The sequence below is a fragment of the Pseudomonas tehranensis genome, assembly GCF_014268615.1.
In the GTDB taxonomy this organism is placed as follows: domain Bacteria; phylum Pseudomonadota; class Gammaproteobacteria; order Pseudomonadales; family Pseudomonadaceae; genus Aquipseudomonas; species Aquipseudomonas tehranensis.
Window position 1 is genome coordinate 1 of the sequence record NZ_JABWQV010000050.1, and the last position, 25750, is coordinate 25750.

The following is a 25750-nucleotide window of genomic DNA, read 5'->3' on the forward strand; positions in this document are numbered from 1 at the left end:
CTTTCGCGAGCAAGCCCGCTCCCACACTGGGTTATGTGTTCTGGCTGGCGATCGCGGTCACGGTTTTTCCTCCTTCTCCAGCGCCCGGACAATCAGCGGCATCACGCTGAAGATCGCCAGCGCCAACACCGTACTGAGCACTGCCGTCGATTCCCGCCCCAATCCAGCGGCGACACCGATGGCGGCGGTCATCCAAAGGCCGGCGGCAGTGGTCAGGCCTTTTACGTGGCTTTCATCACCATCGTTGCCCTTGAGGATAGTGCCCGCGCCAAGAAAGCCGATGCCGGCGATGACGCCTTGCACCACACGGCTCATGGCATCAGCCTCGGAACCGGACATCTGCGGCACCAGCACAAACAGCGCCGCCCCCAAGGCCACCAGCATATGGGTCCGCACCCCGGCGGCCTTGCCCTTGTGTTCGCGCTCGAAACCCAGGATGCCGCCCAACAACGCAGCCATCAGCAGGCGCACGGTGACTCGCGTCATCTGCTGTGCATCGGTGATATCGGCGAACTCCGATTGCAGGGTGATCCAGACTTCATGCCACCAAGCGTCCATGGACGGTCCTCTTTCCAGTCGATAAACGATGGACCGCAAGCCTGGCCAGAGGTGCGCTCGACCGCTGATCAGACGTAACGAACCCCGGCCGCGGACCAGCGCCTAACGTTCAGGACATCCAGAAGGAAGCTTGACCATGAGTGTAAGTATCGATAGCAACCAAATCTGCTCTTTCGACACCGACGAGTTCCAGGAACAACGGCCCGCCAGCGAGCTGACCGTTATCACTGTCCCGGACAAAGCCATGTCGGCGGTTGAACTCAATGGCGGTCGGGTCTACATCACCGAGGCCGAAGCCGATGCCCTGACCGTGGCCGGGGCAGCCGACGGGCGTAAGAACCTCAAAGCCACCGACAGCGATTCGGTTATCTGAGTGATCTGTGGGAGCAAGGCTTGCACCTAGGAGCCTGTATCGCGAGCAAGCTTTGCTCCCACTGAGATCCTCGCCATAAAGATTTATTCGTCTGATCCCAACTGCATCAAAGTGTCGCAGGGCCGGGGCCTCACGGCATCTGATCCGGTTTTTATCGAGATACCTGAGTCTGTTATGTAAACAGTTCGGTGGTCATAGTGCGTCAGCCAGTTACAGGCTGAGGAACGACCGACCATGAGCGAAAGAATCCCCGTCCAGTTGATACAGCACTTCGACCCCGCGCCGACGAAGATAAAGACCCGGACCACCGATAACCAGATCCACACCCGCAGCTTTACCGGTTTGTTTCGCAGCTTGCGCATCGGCGGTGCGGGGGTTCTGTTCCTGTTGTTTTTCGGCACCGTATGGCTGAACTGGGGCGACCGTCAGGCGGTGCTCTGGGACCTCGCCGACAGCAAATTCCACATTTTCGGCGCGACCTTCTGGCCCCAGGATTTCATCCTGCTGTCGGCACTGCTGATCATTGCCGCCTTCGGCCTGTTCGCAATCACCGTATTTGCCGGTCGGGTGTGGTGCGGCTACACCTGTCCGCAGAGTTCCTGGACCTGGATCTTCATGTGGTGCGAGAAGATCACCGAAGGCGAACGGCACCAGCGGATCAAGCTGCAGGCGGCGCCTTGGACGTTGAACAAGCTGCTGCGTCGCTCAGCCAAACATACATTGTGGCTGGCAATCAGCCTGCTCACCGGATTGACCTTTGTCGGCTATTTCACGCCGATCCGCCCCCTGGCCGAAGAACTTCTGACCCTGCAAATGGCCGGTGTCAGCCTGTTCTGGGTGCTGTTCTTTACCGGTGCTACCTACCTCAACGCCGGTTGGCTGCGTGAGGCGGTGTGCATGCACATGTGCCCCTATGCACGGTTTCAGAGCGTGATGTTCGACAAAGACACCCTGACCATTTCCTATGACACGGCCCGTGGCGAAATCCGTGGCCCGCGCAAGCGCGAAGTGAACCCGGCCAATGTCGGCTTGGGCGATTGCATCGATTGTCAGATGTGCGTGCAGGTTTGCCCCACCGGCATCGACATTCGCGACGGCCTGCAAATGGAGTGCATCGGCTGCGCCGCCTGCATCGACGCCTGCGACTCGATCATGGACAAGATGGGTTACGCCCGTGGCCTGATCAAGTACACCTCTGAACATCAGTTGCAAGGCGGCAAGACTCACCTGTTGCGGCCCCGACTGGTTGGCTACACGGCCGTGCTGCTGGTGATGATCGGCGCATTGGCCGTGGCGCTGGCAGAACGCCCCATGGTTTCGCTGGACGTGACCAAGGACCGCGGGCTGTTCCGCGAAAACAGCCTGGGCCAGATCGAGAACATCTACAGCCTGAAAATCATCAACAAGACCCAGCAGCGCCAGGATTATCAGCTGTCCCTGGCGGACGCCGAAGGTTTTGTCCTGCAGGGCAGAACGCACTTGAGCCTGGCGCCGGGGGAAATCCTCGACGTACCGGTGTCGGTGGCAATGCTCAGCGAACGGCCCCGTAGCGGCTCCCGGGAGATGATCTTCAAGGTGGCCGACAGTGACGAGCCTGGGACTTTCAGTGAGGCCACGAGCCGCTTTGTGGCGCCGATAAATCGTTGAGGCTTAAGATGCCGCGGGCTTGTGGGAGCAAAGCTTGCTCGCGAAGAACGATGACGCGACCTTACTGTTGATCCGTGTCGCCTGCATCGCGAGCAAGCTTTGCTCCCACGGTTTGAAAAAACGCAAATCATGTGTCACTTAAGACTAGGCCCACCATGAAACGCTACGAGAAATTCGCCGATGACATCGCTGAACTGATCCGCTCCGGCGTGCTGGGCCCAGGGCAGCGTGTGCCATCGGTGCGTTATGCCAGCCAGACCTACGGCGTCAGCCCGTCCACGGTGTTCCAGGCCTACTACCTGCTGGAGCGTCGTGGCCTGATCCGGGCTCGTCCGCGCTCCGGCTACTTCGTCAACGCCCATGCCCCCAATCCGTTCGCCGAGCCGGTGATCAGCCCCCAGGTGCATGACAGCACCGAAGTCGACGTCAGCGAGCTGGTATTTTCGGTGCTGGACTCGATCAAGGATCCGGCCACCGTACCGTTCGGTTCCGCGTTCCCCAGCCCGACCCTGTTTCCCCTGCAACGACTGTCCCGCTCGCTGTCCAGCGCAACCCGGGATATGGACCCCCGAATGGTGGTTACGGACATGTCACCGGGCAATCCGCAATTGCGCCGACAGATCGCCCTGCGCTACATGGTCGGCGGGCTGATGCTGCCCATGGAAGAACTGCTGGTCACCAATGGCGCCCTGGAAGCCTTGAACCTGTGCCTGCAAGCCGTCACCGAGCCCGGCGACCTGGTGGCCATCGAGGCGCCGGCGTTCTACGCCAGCCTGCAAGTGCTGGAGCGGCTCAAGCTCAAGGCAGTGGAAATTCCGGTGCACCCGCGCGACGGCATCGACCTGGATGTATTGGAGCAGACGCTGGAGCGCCACCCGATCAAAGCATGCTGGTGCATGACCAGTTTCCAGAACCCCATGGGCGCCACCATGCCCGAGGAAAGAAAACAGGCGTTGGTGCAGTTGTTACGCCGTCATCAGGTGCCGCTGATCGAGGACGACGTGTACGCAGAACTCTATTACGGCCAGCAGGCACCCAAGCCGGCCAAGGCGTTCGACACCGAAGGGCTGGTGATGCATTGCGGTTCGTTCGCCAAGAGCCTGGCGCCGGGCTATCGCATCGGCTGGGTCGCCGCCGGGCGTTACGCACAGAAGATCGAACGGCTCAAACTCATGACGTCGCTGTGCGCCTCGATGCCAGCCCAGGCGGCCATCGCCGATTACCTGCAACACGGTGGTTATGATCGCCATCTGCGCAAACTGCGCTACGCCCTGGAAGAACAGCAAAGCGCCATGCTCGCCGCCATCGCCCGCTATTTCCCCGCCCAGACCCGCGTCAGCCAGCCGGCGGGTGGGTATTTCCTGTGGCTGGAACTGCCAGAGCAGATGGACTCGCTGAAACTGTTCCAGATGGCCTTGGCCCAAGGCATCAGCATCGCTCCGGGGCCGATCTTTTCACCGACCCGGCGTTTCGGCAATTGTATCCGTTTGAACTACGGCAGCCCGTGGACCGAAGTGTCGGAGAAAGCCATGGAGACGTTGGGGCGGATTATTCGGTCGTTTTGATATGGGGTTGTCTGTTATTGCCCCATCGCGAGCAGGCTCGCTCCCACATGAGATCTGCTGAGTAGCTGAGAGATTCGTCTCGCCGCAAACCCACTGTGGGAGCGAGCCTGCTCGCGATGGCGGTAGGACAGACAACTTATATTTCAAAGCTCAGCGCCCGCCCCCCAAATCCACAAACGTCCCCGTCGCATAGGAAGCCTTATCCGACAGCAACCAGATAATCGCTTCAGCCACTTCATCGGGACGGCCGCCACGGGCCATGGGGATTGCCGACTCCAGCTTGCTGACCCGGTCCGGGTCGCCGCTGAGGGCATGGAAATCGGTATAGATATAACCTGGGCGAACCGCATTGACGCGGATTCCTTCCCCGGCCACTTCCTTGGACAGGCCAATGGTGAATGTGTCCAACGCGCCCTTGGAGGCCGCGTAGTCGACATATTCGCCCGGCGCGCCCAGGCGGGCAGCCACCGAGGAGACATTCACAATACTGCCACCCTGCCCGCCATGCCTGGGCGACATGCGCAGCACCGCGTGCTTGGCGCACAGGATCGGTCCCAGGACGTTGGTCTTCATGATCTTTTGAATGCGAAACTCGGACATTTCGTCAAGCCGGGACTTGTGGGCGACCGTGCCGGCGTTGTTCACCAAAGCGGTGACGCGGCCCAACTCAGCGTCCACACGGTCGAACAGCGCGACCACTTCGTCTTCGATACTGACATCCGCGCGCACGGCAATCGCCTGGGCGCCCTTGGCCCGAACCTGTCCGAGCACATCCTGCGCGGCGCCTTCATCGGACTGGTAATTGATGCAGATCCGATAGCCCAGGTCGGCAGCCAACAGCGCCGTGGCTGCCCCGATCCCGCGCCCGCCACCGGTGATGACGATGACTTTATCCACGTTTGCTCTCCCCATTCACGGATAGACGTGCGGCCCAAGAATAGCGTTCACGCTGCGCTTTTGCACAAGCCGTTGTGCTTGCGCTTGGCTCAGCGGGCCAAAGCCCGTAGATCCAGACGTCCATCCAACAACGGCGGGCACCAGTAGTAGCCCCCCGTAATCGGCCGGCTCATGCGATACAGGCCGTCGGTGATGCCGTCCTCCAGGCCGCTCATGCGCCGCAGTTGAGCCTCGAAAGCGTCGAGGGAGAAACCGAACGCCAGGAACATCAGACCGGCGCGATCCCCTTCAATCCACGGCATGGAGCGGCGTACGACGAAGGCTTCTGGGGCGAAGCTTTCCTGAGCGGTGCGTTTGACGTGGGCCGACGCCGGGGCATCGTCGATTTCTTCGTTGTCGCTCAGGCGCCGGCCCATGATGTTGTCGCGCTCATGGGGCTGCATGGCGGCGAAACCATCCAGGTCGTGTTGCCATTGCTGGATCGCCGCGAAACTGCCGCCGCGCACCCCATCGACACCCTGGGCCAGGGCCGCAGCGATGGCCGCTTCATCGTGAGGGTTCTCGGTGCCATCTTCATAACCGGTCAGGTCATGGCCGGTCATGTGGCGGAAGGTTTCATTCATCTGCACCAGGCGCAACGCCGGGGCCAGAGCAGCCTCGATGGCACGGCTGCGGTGCAGCAGCTCGCCACGGTCTTCGCCGTGTAGCCAGCACCACAGCGCGTGCTGGGTCGAAGGGTTGTCCACGCCTACGCCGGCCAGGGCCGGAAACGCCCGCAGACCTTCGACCTGCGCGCCCAGCGCCTGGACCAGTGACTCGCCAAAACCGATCACCACTCGATCGTCGACTTGCAACAAAAGCTTATCGATCGCAGCCGGCAGCGCCTCGACCGATTCCAGGGCAAAAAACAAGTGACGGGCCTGAGGCGGAACAGGGGTGGCGAGAATGCCGGGCTGGTAGTAGCTCATGTGGACTCCTTTAGAAAGAGCGCAAGTTTACCCGGCGACCGGTGGTTTGTGTGGTTCGCCATGGGGCTGTCGAAGCCCGGAAGCCAAAGATTTTTGTAGGAAGTCTCTTTCAACCCGGTCAGATGACTCGCAACCCGGTTCGGATCGGCAGACTCCCGATTGCCGGACAACCGAAAACGCCCTAGATTGAGTGCCCTCAAAGCTGCTGGCAGAGCGGCTGGCATCCTCAGGACTCATGGAGAACGGTCAGACATGCACATCGCCAAATCGATACTCACGGGCGTTTTTTTCCTGGCCTGTGGAACGACAACGGGCTTTGCCCAGGAACGCGTTGAAGACACTGTCAATGCCGTGATCCAGCCCTTGATGAAACAACAGGACATCGCCGGCATGGCCGTGGCAATCACTCACAACGGTGAACGTCAGTACTTCAATTACGGGGTGGCCTCCAAGGACACGAAGCAGGCAGTGACCGATCAGACGCTGTTCGAGATCGGCTCGGTCAGCAAGACCTTCACCGCCACCCTCGGTGCCTACGCCCAGGCCCAAGGCAAGCTGTCCCTGTCGGACCCGGCCGGTCGCTTCGCCCCCGAGCTGAGCGGCAGCGCGCTGCAAGGCATCAGCCTGCTCAACCTTGCCACCTACACGCCGGGTGGCCTGCCGTTGCAGTTTCCTGGCGAAGCGGACCATCCGGACCGGATGTTCAGTTACTACAAGACCTGGAAACCACTCTACCCGGCCGGTACCCAGCGGCTCTATTCAAACCCGAGCATCGGCCTGTTCGGCTACCTGGCGGCCCGCAGCCTGGGACGACCGTTTGATGAGGTGATGGAACAGACGCTGATGCCGGGATTGGGCCTCAAGCACAGCTATGTGCGGGTGCCCAAGGATCAACTCAGCCGATACGCCCAAGGCTACGCAAAGGACGGCAAGCCTGTGCGGGTCGGACCTGGAGCGCTGGACTCCGAAGCCTATGGCGTGAAAACCAGTTCATCGGACCTGATCCGCTTCATCGAGGCTAACCTGCGGCCTGAAAAGCTCGACGCCGATTTGCGGCAGGCCATTGCCACGACACACACCGGGTTCTACAAGGTCAGTGGCATGACCCAGGGGTTGGGTTGGGAGTTCTATCCCTACCCCGTCACGCTTGACGCGTTATTAGCCGGCAATACAGCGCAGATGGCCCTGATGCCACAAAAAGTGGCACCGCTCGACCCACCCTTGCCCGCGCCGGCTGACAGCTGGATCAACAAGACGGGATCGACCGGTGGCTTCGGTGCCTACGCGGCATTCGTCCCTGGGAAGGATATGGGGATCGTGATACTGGCAAACAAAAACTACCCGATCGAGGAACGGGTGAAGGCCGCGCACAAGATCCTGACGGCGCTGGAGAAACAATAGGCGCCACCATCGCCTGCCCGGTCAATCCTCCAGCGGCTTCGGCGCAGTCACCGGCTTGCCCGTCTTGCCAGCCTTGGCACCCTTGCCTTCCTGGGCAGGCGCGGCTTCAGGCGCGGGAGTCGGGGCTGGCGCCGCCGCTTCCTTTTCTGCTGGAGGCAGTTTATCGACCGTGTCGAAGATGTCCTTCAGCTCAATCGCTCCTGAGTGCTCAAGCTTCTTTTCTCCGTCCTTGCCCACCAGGATGATCTTGGTCTGGGCACCGGCCCCCAACTTGAGTGAACGGATCAGCGCCATGGTGCTTTGCGGGTCCAGGTCTTTGCCGTCACGCTGCCCCATCGTGTTGAGCACGGTGTAAAGCACCAGGTTGCGCTCGGAAAAACCCTGTTTGCCGGCCGGTTCCTCCAGTGCTTTTTTCAAGCTGACCCATGCAGGATCGACGGTGCTCGGCGCGATGACAATCAAGGGGCGGGATTTGCCCTTGTCCGCGGCCAAGGGTGAGTCGCCATCCGCAGCGAACAAGGGACCAGCAATGGCCAGCAAGGTAGCGAAGGTCAACGACCGAATGAGCATGCGCCTCTCCTTTTGATATCTACGCTGTACTGATTGCGCATGGCGGCGATTGTTCCGCGACAGTCGCCCATTACCGCGTCTGCCTGCCTTGAAGCTTAGGCCAGAGGGGTCATTGCGCAACCGTGGCGCAGGAGATGAACAATTTCGTTACAGGAGTCGGGCACAACTTATGTGGGAGCGAGCCTGCTCGCGATGGCGCACAGTCAATCAAGCAGATGTTCTGCTGTACCGGCCTCATCGCGAGCAGGCTCGCTCCCACATTGATTGGTGCGGAGGTGAGTTAGAACGCCAACTTGAACCCGATCATCGCCAGCATCACTGCCAGGCATGGGCGCAGCACCTCATCGGAAATGCGCCCCGACAAGTGACTGCCCAGGTAGATGCCCGGCAACGAGCCGACCAGCAGGTAACCCAGGATGTGCCAGTCCATGTTGCCCATGCTGGCGTGACCCAGGCCAGCGACCAGGGTCAGCGGTACGGCGTGGGCGATTTCAGTGCCCACCAGGCGCTTGGTGACCAGGAATGGATAGAGAATGAACAGTGCGACGGTGCCCAGCGCGCCAGCGCCAATGGAGGTCAGTGCGACCATGACGCCCAATATCAGGCCAGTGACGACGGTGAGTACATTGAGCCGCGAGCCGGTGGGATTGTAGTGACCGCCCGCACGATCATGGGCAAATTGCAGGAGGCGTTTCTTGAACAGAATCGCCAGGGCGGTGGCGAACAGCACAAAGCCCAAGGCTTGCTTGATTATCGCGTTCATGGCGTCGGGCGAACTGTGCAGACTGCTGAGAAACCACAGCGTCAATCCAACCGCTGGCACACTGCCCAAGGTCAGCCAGCCGGTGATGGCCCAATCGATGTTGCGGTTTTTGGCGTGAACCAATACACCGCCGGACTTGGTAATCGCCGCGTACAGCAGATCGGTACCCACTGCAGTTGCAGGGTTGATACCAAACCACAACAGAATGGGGGTCATCAGCGAACCGCCGCCCACGCCGGTCATCCCGACGATGAAACCGACGACCAAGCCCGCTATGACTAAACCGACATTACCGAAATCCATTAAGCGCGACCGCATGAAATAAAATCTGGTCGCGAGCATAGCGATTTTTCTTATAACCACCTATACCGATGTGATCTATCTTTATTCCCTTTTCCTCTGACGTTACTGAACCGGCAGGAAGTTAAGAAAGAGCAGACTCTGGGCATAGTTCAGACCGATCCGCCGGTAGCGCTCGTCCAGCATTTGGGTGAGCAGGTCCAGGCGCGCAACGATTTTTCCAAACTCCACGGCAAAGCTGAGATTGCTGCCCTCCTCCGAAATCTCATTGGAAAACAGCAGCGGTTTGCCGTCTTTGTCCAGTCGTTGGCTGAGTATCCAAGTGGCTTTTTCGATGTTGCGCGCCGCGTTGCTGACAAAGCGCGGGTCGATCGTATCGGTCATGTAGAACTCGAGACGATTGCCATGGGCCGTGACCAGCATGCTGCCAATGGCGTAGATGAACGCCCCCACCCGATCCCCCAGGAACTCAGGGCTCATGGCATAGCTCAGGGCGGCCAGGTCCTTCTTGCCGCCCAGGGTCGGTAACGGCTGTTGCTGCTCGATGGCCAGGCGCACCTGTTTTTCAGCAGCTCGGGCGTCGAGAAACCCGGACTTGCGCAACTCTTCGGGGTTGCGCAGATAAAGCTTGTTCATCAGCAGATAGAGGCTTTGCAGGTTGTCATGCATCGCCAGTGTGGCCATGCGGTCAACGCTGGTCTGCAGCAGCTCCTGGGGCCTGGTGTTGCTGAACTGGGTGACCATGTCCTGCCCCTGCTGATGACTGCAACCGCTGCCAAGCAACATCAACACGCCGGCCAACAGCGCTGAGCAGCGACGTCGCGACACCATCACGAAATGAAAAACACCGGCCATCGAGTCTCGGTCTGGGCTTGGGGAGGCGGTGGGGCTCGCCGCTTCCTGGCCATGGATAGAGCGGCAAAAAACGTAAAAGTGCGATGGACGAGGGAAAACCCCCAAAGACGGGAAAGATCCGCATCACTCAATTAGTATGACTTTTTAATTGATTAATCACGATTAATGGCTATATATCCCTTCTAGCCTTTCAAATAGAAAGACTACTAAGCGAATTAAACCTTCATCGCTGTCCGTCTAAACACCGGACTCGACCCGCGTTCCAAACAACAACAAGACAGGAAGGAAGGTCACACCATGCTTGAATCCAGACATCTGCTCACGGCTCTCGGAGTGTCTCTGATGATCGCCACCTCTGCATCCCAGGCCGCCGGCCTGAGCAATGAACGCGCAGCGTTCGGCAAGACCAACGACGGTACCGCAGTGGAAAAATTCGTACTGCGCAACAGCCACGGCATGGAGGCCACTGTCATCACGTACGGCGGGATCCTCCAGTCACTGATCGTGCCGGACAAGAACGGCCAGACCGCCGATGTGGTGCTGGGCTTCGACGATGTGCAGGGTTACCAGAAGAACGGCAATGTGTATTTCGGCGCAACCATTGGCCGCTTCGGCAATCGCCTGGCGGGCGGTGCATTCGAGTTGGACGGCAAGCGTTACCAGGTGCCGCAGAACGACAAGAGCAACTCCCTGCATGGCGGACCGCAAGGTTTCGACAAGCGCGTCTGGAAGGCCGAACCCCATGATGGCAAGGACTCGGTGGGCGTGACCCTGACCTACCTGTCGGCCGATGGCGAGATGGGTTTCCCTGGTGCACTGAAAACAGATGTCACCTACAGCCTCAATGAACAGAACGAATTACGCATCGAGTACCAAGCCACCACCGACAAACCCACGGTGCTGAACCTGACCAACCACAGCTATTTCAACCTCGCCGGTGCCGGTAACGGCGACATACTGAAACAGGTCGCGACCCTGCACGCCGCCCATTACACCCCGGTGACCGACAAGCTTATCCCCACCGGTGAGTTGGCCCCCGTGGCCGGTACGCCGATGGACTTCACCAAGCCCACCGCCATCGGCACCCATATCAAGGCTGATCACCCGCAGCTCAAATTCGCCGAACCCAAACAGGGCGGTTTCGATTTCAACTGGGCGCTTGACGCCAAGGGTGACGTGAGCAAACTGGCCGCTGATGTCCACGATCCACAGTCCGGACGGCGCTTGCAGCTCTACACCACCGAGCCTGGCGTGCAGTTCTATACCAGCAACTTCCTCGACGGCACGGTCAAGGGCAAGCACGGCAAGGTCTATCCGCATTGGGGCGCGTTCACTCTGGAAACCCAACACTACCCCGACTCGCCAAACCAGCCGAACTTCCCGTCGACCCGGCTTGACCCCGGCCAGACCTACACCCAGACCATGGTGTTGAAGTTCTCCGCGCAATAAATCCTGCCCTTCGAAAAGATCGTTCCCACCGCGGCGGGGACGATCAACCTTGAACACCTGGTCTATCCTGCTGCCACACGTCTGATGTTCTGCAAACAGGAGGTAGACATGAGGACTCTGGAACTGGCTGGCGAGGCCGTACCGGTGATTGGCCAGGGCACCTGGCGCATGGGTGAAGAACCGTCCCTTCACAAGAAGGAAGTGGCGGCCCTGCGCCTGGGCATCGAATTGGGCATGACGCTGATCGACACGGCGGAGATGTACGCCGAGGGCGGCGCGGAAGAGGTCGTTGGGGAAGCGATCACCGGCCTGCGGGACCAGGTTTTCCTGGTGAGCAAGGTGTATCCCCACAATGCCAGCCACAAAGGCATTCCCCAGGCCTGCGAACGCAGCTTGCGGCGACTGGACACCGATTACATCGACCTTTATCTGCTGCATTGGCGCGGGCAATACCCGCTGGAAGAAACCGTCGAAGCGTTCGAACGCCTGCGCGAAGAAGGCAAGATCGGCCGCTGGGGCGTGTCGAACTTTGATGTCGCGGACCTTGAAGAACTGGCGTCACCGGCCTGCGCCACCAACCAGGTGCTGTACAACCTGCAGGAGCGTGGCATCGAGTTCGACCTGCTGCCCTGGTGCCAACAGCAGCGCATGCCAGTCATGGCTTACTGCCCGGTCGGCCAGGGTGGGCAACTGCTCAAGGACCACACCTTGGGGCAGATCGCCGAACGCCATGGCGTAACCCCAGCGCAGATAGCCCTGGCCTGGCTGTTGCGTCAGGACAATGTCATTGCCATTCCCAAAGCCGTTCAGACTGAACATGTGCGCTTGAACGCCGGAGCGGCCAACCTGAAGCTCGCCCCCCAGGATCTGGCGGCGCTGGACTTGATGTTCCCGCAACCTGAGGGCAAGCAGCGGTTGGCGATGGTTTAGCACGCCCCGAGCGACGCGCTTTTCGTGGCGAGGGCGCTTGCTCCCGCTGGGGCCGTAGGAGCTGTCGAGTACAACGAGACTGCGATCTTTCCCCAGACACTTGAGTCTCAAGCGAAAGATCAAAAGATCAAAAGATCGCAGGCTTCGCCAGCTCCTACAGAGCCCAGCGGGAGCATTCCCAACAACACTGGCGCATCCGTCAGAACAACCCCATCTGCCCCCCCACCAGGGTCGAGAAATCGTCATCCACAAACGGCAGAATCGCGTCCGCCACCGGTTGCAGCTGTTTGGTCACGTAATGGTCGTAATCGATCGGCGCGCTGCGGGTTTCCAGCGGCTCGGGGCCGGCGACCGTGATCACGTAGCTGATCCACCCGCCGTTCTGGTATTGCCGCGCACGGCCCTGGCGCTGGTTGAACTCGTCAGCCAGTCGCGCGGCCCGCACATGCGGCGGTACGTTGCGTTCGTAGTCTTCCAGAGGCCGGCGCAAGCGCTTGCGGTAAACCAGCCGATCATCGAACGCTCCGGCCAGGGTCTGGTGCACATAATCGCGCACATAATCCTGGTAAGGCTTGCGGTGGAAGATCCGCCCATACAGCTCCTGCTGGAACTGCCGGGCCAGCGGCGACCAGTCGGTGCGCACGGTTTCCAGGCCCTTGTAGACGATCTCGTCACTGCCGTCGGCGCGGGTTACCAACCCGGCATAGCGCTTCTTGCTGCCCTCTTCCGCGCCACGAATGGTGGGCATCAGAAAACGTTTGAAGTGGGTTTCGAACTGCAACTCCAGTGCGCTCTCCCGCCCGAACTCATCACGCACGTGTTCGCGCCACCACTGATTGACGTATGCCACCAGTTCCTGGCCAATGGACGCTGCCTCTTGCTGACCGTGGGCCCGGCGCAACCAGACGAACGTGGAGTCGGTATCACCGTAAATCACCACATGCCCCTGGGCTTCGACCAACTGCCGGGTGCGCTGCATGATCTGGTGCCCCCGCAGGGTGATGGATGACGCCAGCCGCGGATCGAAGAAACGGCAGCCACTGGAACCGAGCACGCCATAGAAGGCGTTCATGATGATTTTCAGTGCCTGGGACAGCGGTGCATTGTGTTCACGCTTGGCGGTTTCCCGGCCTTCGGCCACCCGCGCCACGATGGCCGGCAGGCAATGCCGCGTGCGGGAGAAACGTGCCCCGCGAAAGCCCGGCACCGACTGGCTTTCGTCCGGGTGGCGCAGGCCTTCGATCAGGCCTACCGGGTCGATCAGGAAGGTGCGGATGATCGACGGATACAGGCTCTTGTAGTCCAGCACCAGCACCGACTCGTAGAGCCCCGGCTGGGAATCCATGACAAAACCACCCGGGCTGGCCTCGGGCGGGCGCTGGCCTAGGTTTGGTGCGACGAAACCCTGGCGGTGCATCAGCGGCATGTACAAGTGGGTGAAGGCCGCCACCGAACCACCGCTGCGGTCCGCCGGCAGACCGGTGACGCTGGCCCGCTCCAGCAGGAACTTGAGCAGCTCGGTCTTGGCGAAGATCCGCGTCACCAACTCACAGTCCTTGAGGTTGTAACGGGCCAGGGCCGGTTTGTCCTCGGCAAACATGCGGTTGATCTCGTCCATGCGCTGGTACGGGTTGTCGATGGACTTACCCTCTCCCAACAACGTCTGGGCGACATTTTCCAGGCTGAACGAAGGAAAACTCCAGGTCGCCGAACGCAGCGACTCAATGCCGTCGATGATCAGCCGGCCTGCCGCCGAGGCGAAAAAGTGATTGTTGCGCGCGCCATGCTCACGCCACTGCATCTCCTCCCCGCCTCGCCCCAGGCGTAGCGGCACGGCCAGGCGCCGGGCGTGCTCATGCAACACGCGCAAATCGAACTGCACCAGGTTCCAGCCAATGATCGCGTCGGGGTCGAAACGGGCAAACCAATCGTTGAGTTTCTTGAGCAGCAAAGTGCGCGATTCACAATATTCGAGCTGGAAATCCACGGCAGTATCGTCGCCATTGGGCGGGCCGAGCATATACACCTGACGTTCGCCGCAGCCTTCAAGGGCAATGGAGTACAAATCGCCCTGGGCGGTGGTTTCGATGTCCAGGGACACCAGACGCAATGGCGGACGATAATCGGGCGCCGGTTTCATCTGGGCGTCCAGCAGCAGGCCGTCGGCGGCCTCGGTGCCACCGAACCAGACCGGCGCGGTGATGAAACGCTCCATCAGGTAGCGTTCCGGTGGACGGATGTCAGCTTCGAACACATCCACGCCGGCGCGACGCAAGGTGGTGTCCAGGCGCATCAGTTGGGCATGTTGCCGGCAATACAGGCCCAGCACTGGTCGATGCGCGAAATCCAGCAGGTCCAGGGGACGCAACTCAACGTCCTTCTCCCCTTGCAGCAAGGCTTCGACCTGACCGCGCTGAATCTGCGGCACGAATGCCACCGACGGCTGCACCGGCAGGCGCACGCGACGGGGGCCGGCGTCGGTCGCCAGCCAGAATTCGACTTCGGTGCCGGCCGGGGTATCGCGCCAATGCCGGGTCAGGACGAAGCCCTGCTGTAAATCCACCGCTGCAACCTCGAATTTTGCGTAAGTTGCGATTCTACCCGTGGCGCGGGGATTTATCTGTGGGAGCAAGGCTTGCCCGCGATGAAGACGGCGCAGTCTCCCAGGGAAACGAGGCGCCCGCATCGCGGGCAAGCCTTGCTCCCACAGTGGCGAAAAATCCCCTCGCCCCAACAGTGTATGGCCTCACTTGGGTGGTGAACTCACCGGCTATGACGCTTTTGGACGACTGACTGCCGCTTTAGCGCTTGCTCTGCGCCGTTGGGTCTACGATTCTTAAACCACCCGCAAAAACAACACCTGAGGCTTCCCCATGAAAACCGTCGCGCAGTTGCTCCGGATCAAAGACGAGAAAAACCAGCAAGTGCACACCATCTCACCGGACGACATGGTGCTGCAGGCCCTGATGCGCATGGCCGAGAAAAACGTCGGTGCTTTGCTGGTGGTGAAGAACGGCGAAGTACTGGGGATCATCAGTGAGCGCGACTACGCACGCAAAATGGTCCTGCATGGCCGCTCTTCAGTCGGCACGAAAGTGAGCGACATCATGGTGTCACCCGTGATCACGATAGACCCCCACCAGAATGTCGAAGCCTGCCTGAGCATCATGACCGAAAAGCATCTGCGGCATTTGCCGGTGGTAGAAAACGGCAAGCTTGTCGGTCTGCTGTCCATTGGTGACTTGGTCAAGGAAGCGATTGCCGAGCAGGCCGACCTGATCCGACAACTGGAGCAATACATTCGCGGCGAATGACCCGCTCGGGCGGGTTGCTCAATCTCAACCGCCTTCTATATTGAAGGAGTTGTTCCTGCCGAGCATCCCGATGGCCGATACCGACCGACTGATCATTTGCGAACATTGTGATGCGGTGTACGAGCCGATGGTGCTCGCTGCGCATCAGAAAGCCTCGTGCGTGCGATGTGGCGCGGTGATCCAGCGCTACAACGGCCTGACCATTGAACAGCGCCTGGCCTTGAGCGTAACGGCAGCGGTGTTATGGGCCTTCGCCAACATCTATCCCGTGATGAGCATCCGTCTCCAGGGCCTGAGCAACAGCGCGACGCTGTGGGATTCCATCGTGGCGCTGAGCCAGGGGCCCATCACCTTCATCGCCCTGGTGGCCGCGGTGGCGATCATCATCGCACCGGTCTTTCAGTTGGCTCTGCTGATCTGGGTGCTGGCCTATGCCTACGCCAACCAACGAGCGCCGGGGTTCAGCCTGTGCATGCGCGGCCTGGAAACCCTGCGGCCGTGGAGCATGCTGGAGGTTTGCCTGTTGGGTGCGCTGGTGGCAGTGATCAAACTCGCCGGGCTGCTGGACGTGCTGCCGGGCATCGGCCTGTTTGCCCTGGCCGCCCTGAGCCTGCTGATGATCCGCATCGCCGGACGCGACGTGCGCGATTTGTGGGACAACCTATGAACCGCGAACCGTTGCCTCCCCCGCCCTTGGCCCGCGACCTGAACCTGTGCCTGTGCCACAGCTGCGGCCTGGCCTGTGACATGAGCGACGAACCCGAAACCTGCCCCCGCTGCGACGCCCCGCTGCACCGGCGCAAACCCGACACGCTCACTCGTACCTGGGCTTACATGCTGGCGGCGTTGGTGTTCTACATTCCGGCCAACCTGCTGCCGGTGATGAATACCCAGATGCTCGGGGATGGCGCCGACAGCACCATCATCAGTGGTGTCATCGAATTCTGGCAAGGCGGCGCCTGGGACATCGCCCTGATCATTTTCATCGCCAGCATCGCCGTACCAGGCATCAAGTTCGTGGTACTGACCTTGCTGTTGGTCACCGTGCAGCGGCGCAGCACCTGGGCCCAGGTCCAGCGGGCGAAACTGTATCGGCTGGTGGAAGTCATCGGTTATTGGTCGATGCTCGACGTGCTGGTAGTGGCGCTGGTTGCGGCCCTGGTGAAATTCCAGGCGCTGAGCGATATCGAACCGCGACCGGGCATCCTGTTTTTCGGCCTCGTGGTGCTGTTCACCATGCTGTCGGCCATGAGCTTCGACCCGCGCCTGATCTGGGACACCCCACCATCCGAGGAGGCCATGGATGAAGTCGCAAGCCACTGACGGGCAGCAACCGACACCCGGTCGCGCCCACGTCACCAGCCGCCGCTGGACGGTGTCGCTGGTATGGATAGTGCCGATCATCGCGGTGCTGGTAGGGTTGTCCCTGGTGGTCAACAACTGGCTGCAGGAAGGTCCGACCATCACCATCACCTTCAAGACCGGACAGGGCCTGACCGCCAACAAGACGCCGGTCAAATATCGCAACGTGGTCATCGGCCAGGTCACCGACGTGCAGTTGAGCGACGACCAGAAGAATGTCACCGCCACGGTCAAGCTAGCCAAGACGGCGGATACCTTCACGCATGAGGACTCAGTATTCTGGGTCGTACGGCCGCGCATCGGGGCTGGCGGCATTTCCGGGATCGATACCCTGCTGTCGGGGGATTTCATCGGGGCCGACGCCGGTCAGTCGAAGGTTCGTGCCAAGTCCTTTACCGGCCTGGAAGCCCCGCCACCGATCACTTACGGTGAACCGGGCAAGCGCTTCACCCTGCATTCCCAGGACCTCGGCTCACTGGACATCGGCTCGCCAGTGTACCTGCGCAAGATTCCGGTGGGCCAAGTGGTGTCCTATGCGCTGGATGCCGATGGCAAAGGGGTCAACATCGACGTATTCGTCAATGCGCCCAACGATGTCTACGTCACCGAAAACACCCGGTTCTGGAACGTCAGCGGCGTGGATGTGAACGTCGGGGCCAACGGTTTTGCGGTCAAGACCGAATCACTCTCGGCGCTGCTGGTGGGCGGCATCGCGTTTCGGGCACCGGAATACAGCCCCAACGACACCCCGGCCAACGAGGACAAGACGTTCGAGCTGTTTGCCGACCAGCAGAGCGCCCTGGCCCCGCCGGATGGCAAGGCGCAATACCTGGCTTTACGTTTTGATCAGGCACTACGCGGCTTGCGGGTCGGGGCGCCGGTCGAATTCCTGGGCGTCGAAGTGGGCAGGGTTGTAGCCATCAACCTGGATTTCGATGAGAAGCAACGCAGCTTTCCGGTCAACGTCGGCGTGGTGATCTACCCTCAACGCCTGGGGAAAGCCCATGAGAAGCTGCTCAAGTCCCTCAATCACAACCCGGACGACGAAGCGGCCGGCGCTCGCCTGATCGGCAGTTTCGTCGAGCGCGGCCTGCGTGCCCAGGCCCGCAGCGGCAACCTGCTGACCGGGCAGTTGTACATCTCGCTGGACTTCTACCCCAAGGCCGAAAAAGTCGCTTTCGATGCTAACGCTCGCCCCGTCCGCGTGCCGACCATCCCGGGCAGTCTCCAGCAACTGCAAGAACAACTGCAGGCCATGGTCGAGCGAATCAACAAGCTGCCTCTGGAAAGTGTGGCCAGCAACTTGAACGGCAACCTGGTGGAATTGCGCAAAGGCCTGGCCCAGTTCAACAGCAAGACCTTGCCAAGCGTGCAAAACACCTTGCAGGACGTGAGCAAGACCCTGCAATCGGCCAACTCGACCCTGGCCGAAGATTCGCCGCAACGCGAACAACTGACCCAGACCCTGGACGATCTTGGGCGTATGTCGCGTTCGTTGCGCGAGCTGTCCGACTACCTGAGCCGCCATCCCGAATCACTGCTTCGCGGCCGCCCCAAGGATGCACCGGCGCAAAATCTCACATTGCCGGTGAAAGAATGACTACAGGAGCACGCCCCATGCCGCCGATGCTGAAACTTACCCTGGTTGCCTTGGCGCTGCTGCTTGCTGCCTGCCGCGGCGACCCGATTCAGTACCACACCCTCAGCCCCGCTCAACCGGCCGGCCAGCCACACACGAACATGGACATCCAGCTCGAGCAGGTGAGCGTTCCGCCTCAAGTGGACCGCGCGCAAATGGTCATTCGCCAAGGCAACAGCGGGCTGGCGATTCTGGAAACGCAATGGTGGGGCGCCAGTCTGGCCGATGAACTGCACAGCAGCCTGGACGAACAACTGAGCAACCCCGGTGCACCGAAGCTATTGCTGCGGGTGGAAGTGCAGCGCTTCGATTCGATCCCTGGCCAATATGCCCGCATGGACGTGCAATGGCGCCTGCGTGAGCTGAGCAACGAAGCCCGTACCCTGACCTGTCGTAACAGCCTGCAAACGCCGGCAGGAAGCAGCATCGACGAACTGGTGACGGCTCATCAGCAAAATGTCCGGCAGTTTGTCGGCCTCGTTGAGCAAGCTGCCGCCCGAAACGCGTGCCCTTGACCAGGGGTGTGCGCTCCTTTTGAACGTTCGCTCCAGGAAAGCTCGCAGCCTCGTTACACTCGTCAGCTCCTACAAGGGCCAGTGCAGCGACAGCACCGGCGCAATGCGCGGATGGCGGTCGATGCGCTCCAGTAGCTCGTAGAACGGTGGCCGGGCCTTTAGCATGGCCTGCCGCGTGTCTTCCCACTTCGTGACCACCGCCGCCAGGATATCCAGTGCGCCCGGCTCGGCACCGCTGAGAAAAGGGCGAGCCGAAAACTGGTCGGCAAACAGCGCCCAGTTGCGATACAGCCGCTGCCGGGTGCCCGCTACCAATTGCTGCCGGGTCGCTTCATCCGCTTCCACCAGCCAACGCTCTGGAAAATCGATGATGCCGATGGGCGTGTAGCAATTGGCGACGATATAGACCAGGCCCCGTATGGCTTGCGCACGCTGGGCGGGATCTTCCGGCAGCAACTTCGATTCGGGGAAAACCAGGCCGAGGTGAATCAGTATTGCCGCGGCCTCGGTCAGCACCGAACCGTCCGGTAACTGCAAGGTCGGGACCTGTATTTGAGGATTTAACGTTTTGAGTTCTTTCGCCGCCTCGTTGTCTTCGGTCGAATAGGCATCGACACGGCGATAGGGCACACCACACAGGCACAGAGCGATCTCCACAGCCGAGGAGCCCGATTGCCTGTAGCCGAATAACTGATACATGAACTTGCCTCCTGCGTTGGGATAGCCGGTAGAACCCGCAAGCCGATCAGTGTTCCACGCGGCAGACGACACGCACACTCTTGAGCCTGCCCGCAATGCAGACTGGACCGTTCATTGATGCCGGCTGGCAGCAACTCAACGAGCTATCACCGCCGTCGATATTCACCATCAGGCCAATGAAGTTCTCTTGATTGGCGCCCCGGACAACAATGGCTCCACACCAACCCACTGCATCCCCGGAGCACACCATCATGAAACGTCAAATCATCCTCAGCCTCGCTTTCTCGGTACTGGCAGCCAACGCATTCGCCGCCACCTCCCACCCGGTCGTTGCCGAAGGTGGCTCTGATCGACTGATCGAAAAACGTGTTGCCGAAGGTGGCTCCGATCGCCTGATCCAGAACCGCGTTGCCGAAGGTGGTTCCGATCGTCTGCTCCAGAACCGCGTTGCTGAAGGTGGTTCTGATCGTCTGCAACAGAATCGCGTTGCCGAAGGTGGCTCTGATCGTCTGAAACAGAACCGCGTTGCCGAAGGTGGCTCTGATCGTCTGCAACAGAACCGCGTTGCCGAAGGTGGCTCCGATCGTCTGCAACAGAACCGCGTCGCTGAAGGTGGTTCCGATCGTCTGACTCAGAACCGTGTATGAGTTGTTCAATCCAAATGCGTGACGCAACCCAACTCAATGTGTGGCGAAGGAGCCCCCTCGCCACAATGCTTCAAACACCTCTGGAACCTAACGCATCACAATGAACGCCCGGCCTTATCCGTCGGGCTTTTTTTTGCCCACTGATTGCCTAGCGTCCCGCAGCCCGCGTCATACAACGCCGGTAACGCTCATCCACCCGCTTGGCGAACCAGGCCGTTGTCAGCTTGCGCGTGATTTTCGGGCTCTTGAGCACGATTCCCGGCAACACCGCCCGGGGTAACTGTTTGCCCTCGGCCTTCTCAGCCAATTCGAATACCCGCTTGTACAGTTTGCTGTCCTCGAATGCCAAGCTGTCGCCCTGCTCCAACTGGTCGCGAATGGTCGGGTTGCGCATCCCCAGCGACTTGCCCAAGGTGCGCACCGCCAACTCGGTGCTGCCTGGCATGATGGAATCATGCAAGATCAAATCGCCGTCGAGGGCCAGGGGGATGCCTGAGGCACGACTCACCGCATGCTGAAATGCCGCGTTACGACTGGCGTACCACCCGGCATTGAAATCGGCGAAACGATACAGCGGTTCGGTGTAGCTCACCGGATACCCCAGCAGATGCGCAATACCGAAATACATCCCGCCGCGACGACTGAACACCTCCCGACGAATCGACCCCTCCACCGCATAGGGATAATCCCGGGCATTGGCCTGGGCAAAGGCGATGCTGACCTGCATCGGCCCGCCGGTGTGCACGGGATTGAAGCTGCCGAACAGCGTCTTGCCCAAAGGCACCATGCCAATGAAGTCATCGAAAATCGCACTCAACTCCTTCTCGCTACGCGCGGCATTGAGCCGATCACTGTAGCTTTTGCCATTGGGCGAACGCACCTGGAGCGCGCCGCTGATCAACAGACCTGGAATGTGCATCTTTGCCGCCCGACGGTCGATTTCCTGCCGGGCGATCTTGCCCAACCCCGGCACCGCCGGATCAGCCTGGAATGTCGATTCCTGTTCAGTCACCGCCAGGACAGAACAGATATTCTGCGTCGTGGGTGAGATTTGCTGAGCGGCAAAAGCCACGTAGATATCCGTCGCCCAGCCTTCGCGATCGACGGTCTTGGCCGGCAGCAATCGCACGATCTGCGCCTTGACCTCGGCGGGTTGACGCTCAGGCTCCTGCGCCTGGCGGGTGCCGCAACCGGCCAGGGCCAGCAACGCGGTGAGACTTATCATCAAACGATTGAGTTGCATGTTGCTCCATCAAGTCTGTTATTGCGCAGCAACCATACGATCAAAAGCAGACATGGGCTATGTCCTGGGCAACAAAATAGTCCGGGAACAACACGAGTTCGACCGCCACCAGAATCCTCCCGGCGAAGCACGCATTGTGGGAGCAAGGCTTGCCCGCGATGGCGGAGGCATAGCCCGCATTGATGCAAGCTGGCCCACCGCTTTCGCGAGCAGGCTCGCTCCCACAAAGGGCGCTGCGGTGAAGATGATTTTGTGCCCGACATTGATCAACTGTGGGAGCGAGCCTGCTCGCGATGACGGTGGCACATCCAGCATTGATGCAAGCTGAGCCGCCGCTATCGCGAGCAAGCTCAGCTCCCACAGAAACTGCAGTTCGACTTCAAATCCCGCTTAACGCAAGATCCATCGCAAAGTAGGTGAAGATCAGGTCCGCCCCGGCTCGTTTTATCGCGCCGAGACTTTCTCGCACCACGCGGGCTTCGTCGATGGCGCCGGCCTGGGCGGCGAACTTGATCATCGCGTACTCTCCGCTGACCTGATAGGCCGACAGGGGCAGGTTCGAAGCCTGGCGAATGTCGCGGATGATATCCAGGTACGCGCCGGCAGGTTTGACCATCAGTGCATCGGCCCCTTCCTGCTCATCGAGCAAGGATTCGCGCAGGGCTTCACGGCGGTTCATCGGGTTCATCTGGTAGCTTTTGCGGTCGCCTTTCAAAGCACTGCCGCCCGCCTCGCGGAACGGGCCGTAGAGCGCAGACGCGAATTTGGTTGAATAGGCCATGATTGCCGTCTGGCTGAAACCGGCTTCGTCCAGGGCTTTGCGAATGGCCTGGACCTGCCCGTCCATGGCGGCGGACGGCGCAATCACATCGGCCCCGGCACGGGCGGCCGCCACGGCCTGTTTACCCAGGTTGAGCAAGGTCCGATCATTGTCCACCTCATGCCCATGAAGCACCCCGCAATGGCCGTGATCGGTGTACTCACAAAAACAGGTGTCGGACATCACGATCATTTCCGGTACCGCGTCCTTGCAGATCCCGGCCATGCGCGACACCAGGCCGCGCTCGTTCCAGGTGTCGCTGCCATCGCTGTCCAGGTGATGGGACACGCCAAAGGTCATCACGGCCTTGATACCGGCACGGGCATAGCGCTCGATCTCACCGGCCAGTTTCGATTCAGGAATGCGCGCCACGCCCGGCATGCTCTTGATCGGCACAAAGTCATCGATTTCTTCTTCGACGAAAATCGGCAGCACCAGATCGTTCAGGGTGAACTCGGTTTCCTGGAACAGGCTGCGCAGACTCGCATTGCGACGCAGGCGACGTGGACGTGCTTCGGGGAACTGGCTAGACATGGGACTCCTGGAAAATGGCTGTTCGATCGCAGGGGACAAAGCTTATGCCCTCACCGTCCTTGGGCACAAACGTCGGCCGAAAAACAGAGTTTTACCGGCCGGGCAATAATCGGCTTACAAGGTCAGCGAGCCATTGATGCAGGTCACCACCGCACCACCAATCCAGACGTCCTCACCCACCTGCTCAACATGAATCTGCCCCGCCCGGCCCATGGTCAAGCCCTGGCTGACCACATAGCGCGACGGAGCCAGTCCCTTGGCCAACATCCACTGGGCCAGCCCGGCGTTCAGGCTGCCGGTGGCAGGATCCTCCGGCATGCCGTCGCCGGCAATGAAACCGCGCACTTCAAATTGCGCCTCGTTACCATCCACGGCCGGTTGCCAAGGTGCGATGACACCCACGGCCAGATCCAGCAACTGCGGGTAATCGGGCTTGAGTGCCAACACTTGCTGGCGATTCTTGAGCATCAAGGCCAGCCAGCCGGCACCATTATCAACCCACTGCGCCTCGACAATCGCCTCGGCCTGCAACCCCAGCCCCTTGCGCACCCGCTCCAACACTTCAGCCTCTAGCGGGCCGGACTTGAGCAAGGGCGGCGCCTGAAAAGCCAAGCCGAAATCGCTGCGGCGAATTCTTACCAGGCCAACGCCACATTCCTGCACGATCTGCGGTCCTTTCGGCACGCCTCCAGCCTCCAACCAGGCATGACAACTGCCCAGAGTCGGATGGCCGGCAAACGGCAGTTCAGTCGAGGTGGTGAAAATGCGCACCCGGTAATCGGCCTTGGGATGCTGCGGCGCCAGCAGGAAAGTGGTTTCGCTGAGATTGGTCCAGTTGGCAAAAGCGGCCATGCGCTCGTCACTGATCTCGTCTGCCCCGAGCACCACCGCCAGCGGATTACCCTTGAGCGGCACTTCACTGAACACATCCAATTGCTTGAAATTGAAACAGCTCGTCATCGGTTCACTCATTCCGGAATTTTCAACCCGCGTGCCACTGCCGGCCGCGCCAGGAAACGCTCCAACACCCGCGTAACATTCGGGAAATTCTGGATACCCACCAGATCCCCCGCTTCATAAAAACCGATCAAGTTGCGCACCCATGGAAACGTAGCGATATCGGCGATGGTGTAGCGCTCGCCCATGATCCAGTCCCGGCCTTCAAGACGACCCTCAAGCACCTTGAGCAGACGTTTGCTTTCCTCGACGTAACGGTCACGAGGTCGCTTGTCTTCATAGTCCTTGCCCGCGAACTTGTTGAAGAAACCCAACTGCCCGAACATCGGCCCGATCCCGCCCATCTGGAACATCAGCCATTGGATCGTCTCGTAGCGCGCCGCCGACTCCTGGGCCAGCAACTGTCCGCTCTTGTCCGCCAGATAAATCAGAATCGCCCCGGACTCGAACAACGCCAACGGCCGATCCCCCGGCCCATGAGGGTCGAGAATCGCCGGGATCTTGTTGTTGGGGTTCAAGGAGAGGAACTCCGGGGACAGCTGATCGTTGCTGGCGAAATCCACTTTGTGAGGCTCATAAGGCAGGCCGATTTCCTCCAGCATGATCGAGACTTTCACGCCGTTGGGAGTCGGCAAGGAGTAGAGCTGGATCCACTCCGGGTATTGGGCGGGCCATTTTTGGGTGATGGGGAATGGGGTTAGGTTGGGCATGGGGCGGGTTCCCAGTATTAGCTAGAGAGAGCTGAAGCATAAATCAGATCATGGGCATTTTGGATCCCAAGTCATGATCCTCCGGTAAAAGATTGCAGCCAGCGCCGATAATATTCGGCCTGCTCCCGGATATCGTTGGTTAAATTTTGATCCTCATACTTAAAAATATTTACTATATCTCCTTTGTCCGCCGGTTTCCCCCAACGAACTTCATATGCAACTATTCCAGAAGACATCTGCGAAGACATCCGTGATGTATGCACATTAACCTTAGCACCCTTACACAAAAATTTAACATTAGGGAAATCCGCTCTAACCTTCCCTAAACAGACGTAATAATCCAAGCCGGTGTAGATCCGGGCCTCTTCACCAGGCATCTTAACTTTCATTTCAATAGTTCCTCGCGCACATTCAAACAACGCACTCGTCACAATTCCGTCAATCTCAACTGCCACTGACACTTCCCGCACTTCCATATTCATCACCTATCAAAATTAGGTATAGAGTACCCCACATACGACCCGTCATCATTTACAGGAGTCGCCCCTACTATATCTTTTCTGTCAACTCCTCCGGGCACAGCTATCTCCACTTCTTTTCGATGTGGCGACAACAAACCGAGCTTCTTATTAACATCAATACCTCGGACATTTTTGAGGACATATACGTACCCTGATTGAAATCCAAAGCTTGTCGCAAACTCTACCGCCTCCGACTCTGAGGTAGTTGTACTAATATAAATACTAGGCGGATTTCGATTATCCTTGGCATGTAGATATAGATTTGTACTAAAGCCTAACGGCTCGAAACCTACGTCAAAAATCTCCTCAGGTTCCCTTGTATCACCTCGATACGTATAGGTATTTTTGGGCTTGGTTTGAGGGAGCTTAGACTCACCCTCATCCACCCCAGCCTTACCCGCCGGATCCCGCTCCCCAACCGCCGGCCTGCACCCACCCTTCCCCGGACAATCCACCAACCCCAACGGATCCACCCACCCCGTGGGGTTCAGGGTGTAGCGATACCCGTTGAGG

Annotated in this window: 26 protein-coding genes; 12 read left to right on the forward strand and 14 right to left on the reverse strand. The window is 59.9% G+C overall.

The genetic code is table 11. The features are described 5' to 3' along the window. Nucleotides 1-57: 57 nt before the first annotated feature. On the reverse strand, nucleotides 58-558 hold the full coding sequence (locus HU811_RS10920; RefSeq protein WP_047227772.1) for an MgtC/SapB family protein: 501 nt from the start codon (nucleotides 556-558) through the stop codon (nucleotides 58-60). Between the two features lie 136 nt (nucleotides 559-694). Between HU811_RS10920 and HU811_RS10925 the strand changes: the two genes are divergently transcribed. From HU811_RS10925 to mapR, 3 genes are all read left to right on the forward strand, one after another. Continuing rightward, nucleotides 695-931: a DUF3203 family protein gene (locus HU811_RS10925; protein ID WP_186655828.1), complete on the forward strand. Its 237-nt coding sequence runs from the start codon at nucleotides 695-697 to the stop codon at nucleotides 929-931. Nucleotides 932-1165: 234 nt separating this feature from the next. Then, nucleotides 1166-2578: a cytochrome c oxidase accessory protein CcoG gene (gene ccoG / locus HU811_RS10930; protein ID WP_186655829.1), complete on the forward strand. Its 1413-nt coding sequence runs from the start codon at nucleotides 1166-1168 to the stop codon at nucleotides 2576-2578. Nucleotides 2579-2733: 155 nt separating this feature from the next. Next, a complete protein-coding gene (mapR, locus tag HU811_RS10935; protein ID WP_092459341.1) occupies nucleotides 2734-4143 on the forward strand; it encodes a GntR family transcriptional regulator MpaR in 1410 nt (469 codons plus the stop codon). Nucleotides 4144-4293: 150 nt separating this feature from the next. Here mapR and HU811_RS10940 read toward each other — a convergent pair whose 3' ends face one another. Continuing rightward, nucleotides 4294-5040 (reverse strand): SDR family oxidoreductase, encoded by a 747-nt coding sequence (locus tag HU811_RS10940; RefSeq protein ID WP_092402936.1) that lies wholly within the window; start codon nucleotides 5038-5040, stop codon nucleotides 4294-4296. Nucleotides 5041-5129: 89 nt separating this feature from the next. Beyond that, complete coding sequence (locus tag HU811_RS10945) at nucleotides 5130-6008, reverse strand: Dyp-type peroxidase (RefSeq protein WP_186655830.1); 879 nt, start codon at nucleotides 6006-6008, stop codon at nucleotides 5130-5132. 252 nt (nucleotides 6009-6260) lie between these two features. On the opposite strand from HU811_RS10945, the gene ampC reads away from it, so the two are divergent. Beyond that, nucleotides 6261-7409, forward strand: coding sequence for a class C beta-lactamase (gene ampC, locus HU811_RS10950; RefSeq protein WP_186655831.1), 1149 nt, complete (start codon nucleotides 6261-6263; stop codon nucleotides 7407-7409). Between the two features lie 21 nt (nucleotides 7410-7430). Here ampC and HU811_RS10955 read toward each other — a convergent pair whose 3' ends face one another. The 3 genes from HU811_RS10955 to HU811_RS10965 form a co-directional block, all read right to left on the reverse strand. Beyond that, nucleotides 7431-7979 carry a DUF4174 domain-containing protein gene (locus tag HU811_RS10955; protein ID WP_186655833.1) on the reverse strand — a complete coding sequence of 183 codons (549 nt, stop codon included), beginning with the start codon at nucleotides 7977-7979 and terminating at the stop codon, nucleotides 7431-7433. A 280-nt stretch (nucleotides 7980-8259) separates the two neighbouring features. Further along, entirely contained in the window at nucleotides 8260-9045 is a 786-nt protein-coding gene (locus HU811_RS10960; RefSeq protein WP_047227884.1) for a sulfite exporter TauE/SafE family protein, read from the reverse strand. Nucleotides 9046-9147: 102 nt separating this feature from the next. Next, complete coding sequence (locus HU811_RS10965) at nucleotides 9148-9897, reverse strand: hypothetical protein (RefSeq protein WP_092402944.1); 750 nt, start codon at nucleotides 9895-9897, stop codon at nucleotides 9148-9150. Nucleotides 9898-10194: 297 nt separating this feature from the next. Here HU811_RS10965 and HU811_RS10970 point away from each other — a divergent pair, with 297 nt between their 5' ends. Next, on the forward strand, nucleotides 10195-11346 hold the full coding sequence (locus tag HU811_RS10970; protein ID WP_186655835.1) for an aldose epimerase family protein: 1152 nt from the start codon (nucleotides 10195-10197) through the stop codon (nucleotides 11344-11346). Between the two features lie 108 nt (nucleotides 11347-11454). Continuing rightward, complete coding sequence (locus tag HU811_RS10975) at nucleotides 11455-12276, forward strand: aldo/keto reductase (protein WP_186655837.1); 822 nt, start codon at nucleotides 11455-11457, stop codon at nucleotides 12274-12276. Nucleotides 12277-12475: 199 nt separating this feature from the next. Here the strand turns inward: HU811_RS10975 and HU811_RS10980 are convergent, their stop codons facing one another. Beyond that, nucleotides 12476-14839, reverse strand: coding sequence for a DNA polymerase II (locus tag HU811_RS10980; protein WP_186655839.1), 2364 nt, complete (start codon nucleotides 14837-14839; stop codon nucleotides 12476-12478). 310 nt (nucleotides 14840-15149) lie between these two features. On the opposite strand from HU811_RS10980, the gene HU811_RS10985 reads away from it, so the two are divergent. The 5 genes from HU811_RS10985 (at nucleotide 15150) to HU811_RS11005 (ending at nucleotide 19106) form a co-directional block, all read left to right on the forward strand. Beyond that, nucleotides 15150-15590: a CBS domain-containing protein gene (locus HU811_RS10985; protein WP_092402952.1), complete on the forward strand. Its 441-nt coding sequence runs from the start codon at nucleotides 15150-15152 to the stop codon at nucleotides 15588-15590. A 70-nt stretch (nucleotides 15591-15660) separates the two neighbouring features. Beyond that, the gene (locus tag HU811_RS10990; protein ID WP_092402954.1) at nucleotides 15661-16257 is read left to right on the forward strand and encodes a paraquat-inducible protein A; all 597 of its coding nucleotides are present in this window, start codon (nucleotides 15661-15663) and stop codon (nucleotides 16255-16257) included. Then, nucleotides 16254-16913, forward strand: a complete 660-nt coding sequence (locus HU811_RS10995) for a paraquat-inducible protein A (protein ID WP_092402956.1) — start codon at nucleotides 16254-16256, stop codon at nucleotides 16911-16913. The genes HU811_RS10990 and HU811_RS10995 overlap by 4 nt, the downstream gene beginning before the upstream one ends. Continuing rightward, nucleotides 16894-18552, forward strand: coding sequence for a PqiB family protein (locus tag HU811_RS11000; RefSeq protein WP_186655841.1), 1659 nt, complete (start codon nucleotides 16894-16896; stop codon nucleotides 18550-18552). Before HU811_RS10995 ends, HU811_RS11000 begins: the two co-directional genes overlap by 20 nt. 17 nt (nucleotides 18553-18569) lie before the next feature. Then, complete coding sequence (locus HU811_RS11005) at nucleotides 18570-19106, forward strand: PqiC family protein (RefSeq protein WP_186655843.1); 537 nt, start codon at nucleotides 18570-18572, stop codon at nucleotides 19104-19106. A gap of 69 nt (nucleotides 19107-19175) precedes the next feature. Here HU811_RS11005 and HU811_RS11010 read toward each other — a convergent pair whose 3' ends face one another. Beyond that, a complete protein-coding gene (locus HU811_RS11010; protein WP_186655845.1) occupies nucleotides 19176-19805 on the reverse strand; it encodes a glutathione S-transferase family protein in 630 nt (209 codons plus the stop codon). A gap of 251 nt (nucleotides 19806-20056) precedes the next feature. Between HU811_RS11010 and HU811_RS11015 the strand changes: the two genes are divergently transcribed. Next, a complete protein-coding gene (locus HU811_RS11015; protein ID WP_186655846.1) occupies nucleotides 20057-20452 on the forward strand; it encodes a phage infection protein in 396 nt (131 codons plus the stop codon). 148 nt (nucleotides 20453-20600) lie between these two features. Here the strand turns inward: HU811_RS11015 and HU811_RS11020 are convergent, their stop codons facing one another. The 6 genes from HU811_RS11020 to HU811_RS11045 form a co-directional block, all read right to left on the reverse strand. After that, the gene (locus tag HU811_RS11020; protein WP_092459361.1) at nucleotides 20601-21695 is read right to left on the reverse strand and encodes a DUF1615 domain-containing protein; all 1095 of its coding nucleotides are present in this window, start codon (nucleotides 21693-21695) and stop codon (nucleotides 20601-20603) included. A 379-nt stretch (nucleotides 21696-22074) separates the two neighbouring features. Next, nucleotides 22075-23049, reverse strand: a complete 975-nt coding sequence (gene hemB, locus HU811_RS11025) for a porphobilinogen synthase (protein WP_092402966.1) — start codon at nucleotides 23047-23049, stop codon at nucleotides 22075-22077. Between the two features lie 114 nt (nucleotides 23050-23163). Beyond that, nucleotides 23164-24009 (reverse strand): PhzF family phenazine biosynthesis protein, encoded by an 846-nt coding sequence (locus HU811_RS11030; RefSeq protein ID WP_186655848.1) that lies wholly within the window; start codon nucleotides 24007-24009, stop codon nucleotides 23164-23166. A gap of 8 nt (nucleotides 24010-24017) precedes the next feature. Further along, nucleotides 24018-24716 carry a glutathione S-transferase family protein gene (locus HU811_RS11035; protein ID WP_092402970.1) on the reverse strand — a complete coding sequence of 233 codons (699 nt, stop codon included), beginning with the start codon at nucleotides 24714-24716 and terminating at the stop codon, nucleotides 24018-24020. 71 nt (nucleotides 24717-24787) lie between these two features. Continuing rightward, nucleotides 24788-25198, reverse strand: a complete 411-nt coding sequence (locus HU811_RS11040; RefSeq protein ID WP_186655850.1) for a hypothetical protein — start codon at nucleotides 25196-25198, stop codon at nucleotides 24788-24790. After that, nucleotides 25198-25750, reverse strand: a 553-nt coding sequence (locus HU811_RS11045; RefSeq protein WP_225248418.1) for a scabin-related ADP-ribosyltransferase, incomplete at its 5' end; no start/stop codon positions are given. The genes HU811_RS11045 and HU811_RS11040, both read right to left, overlap by 1 nt.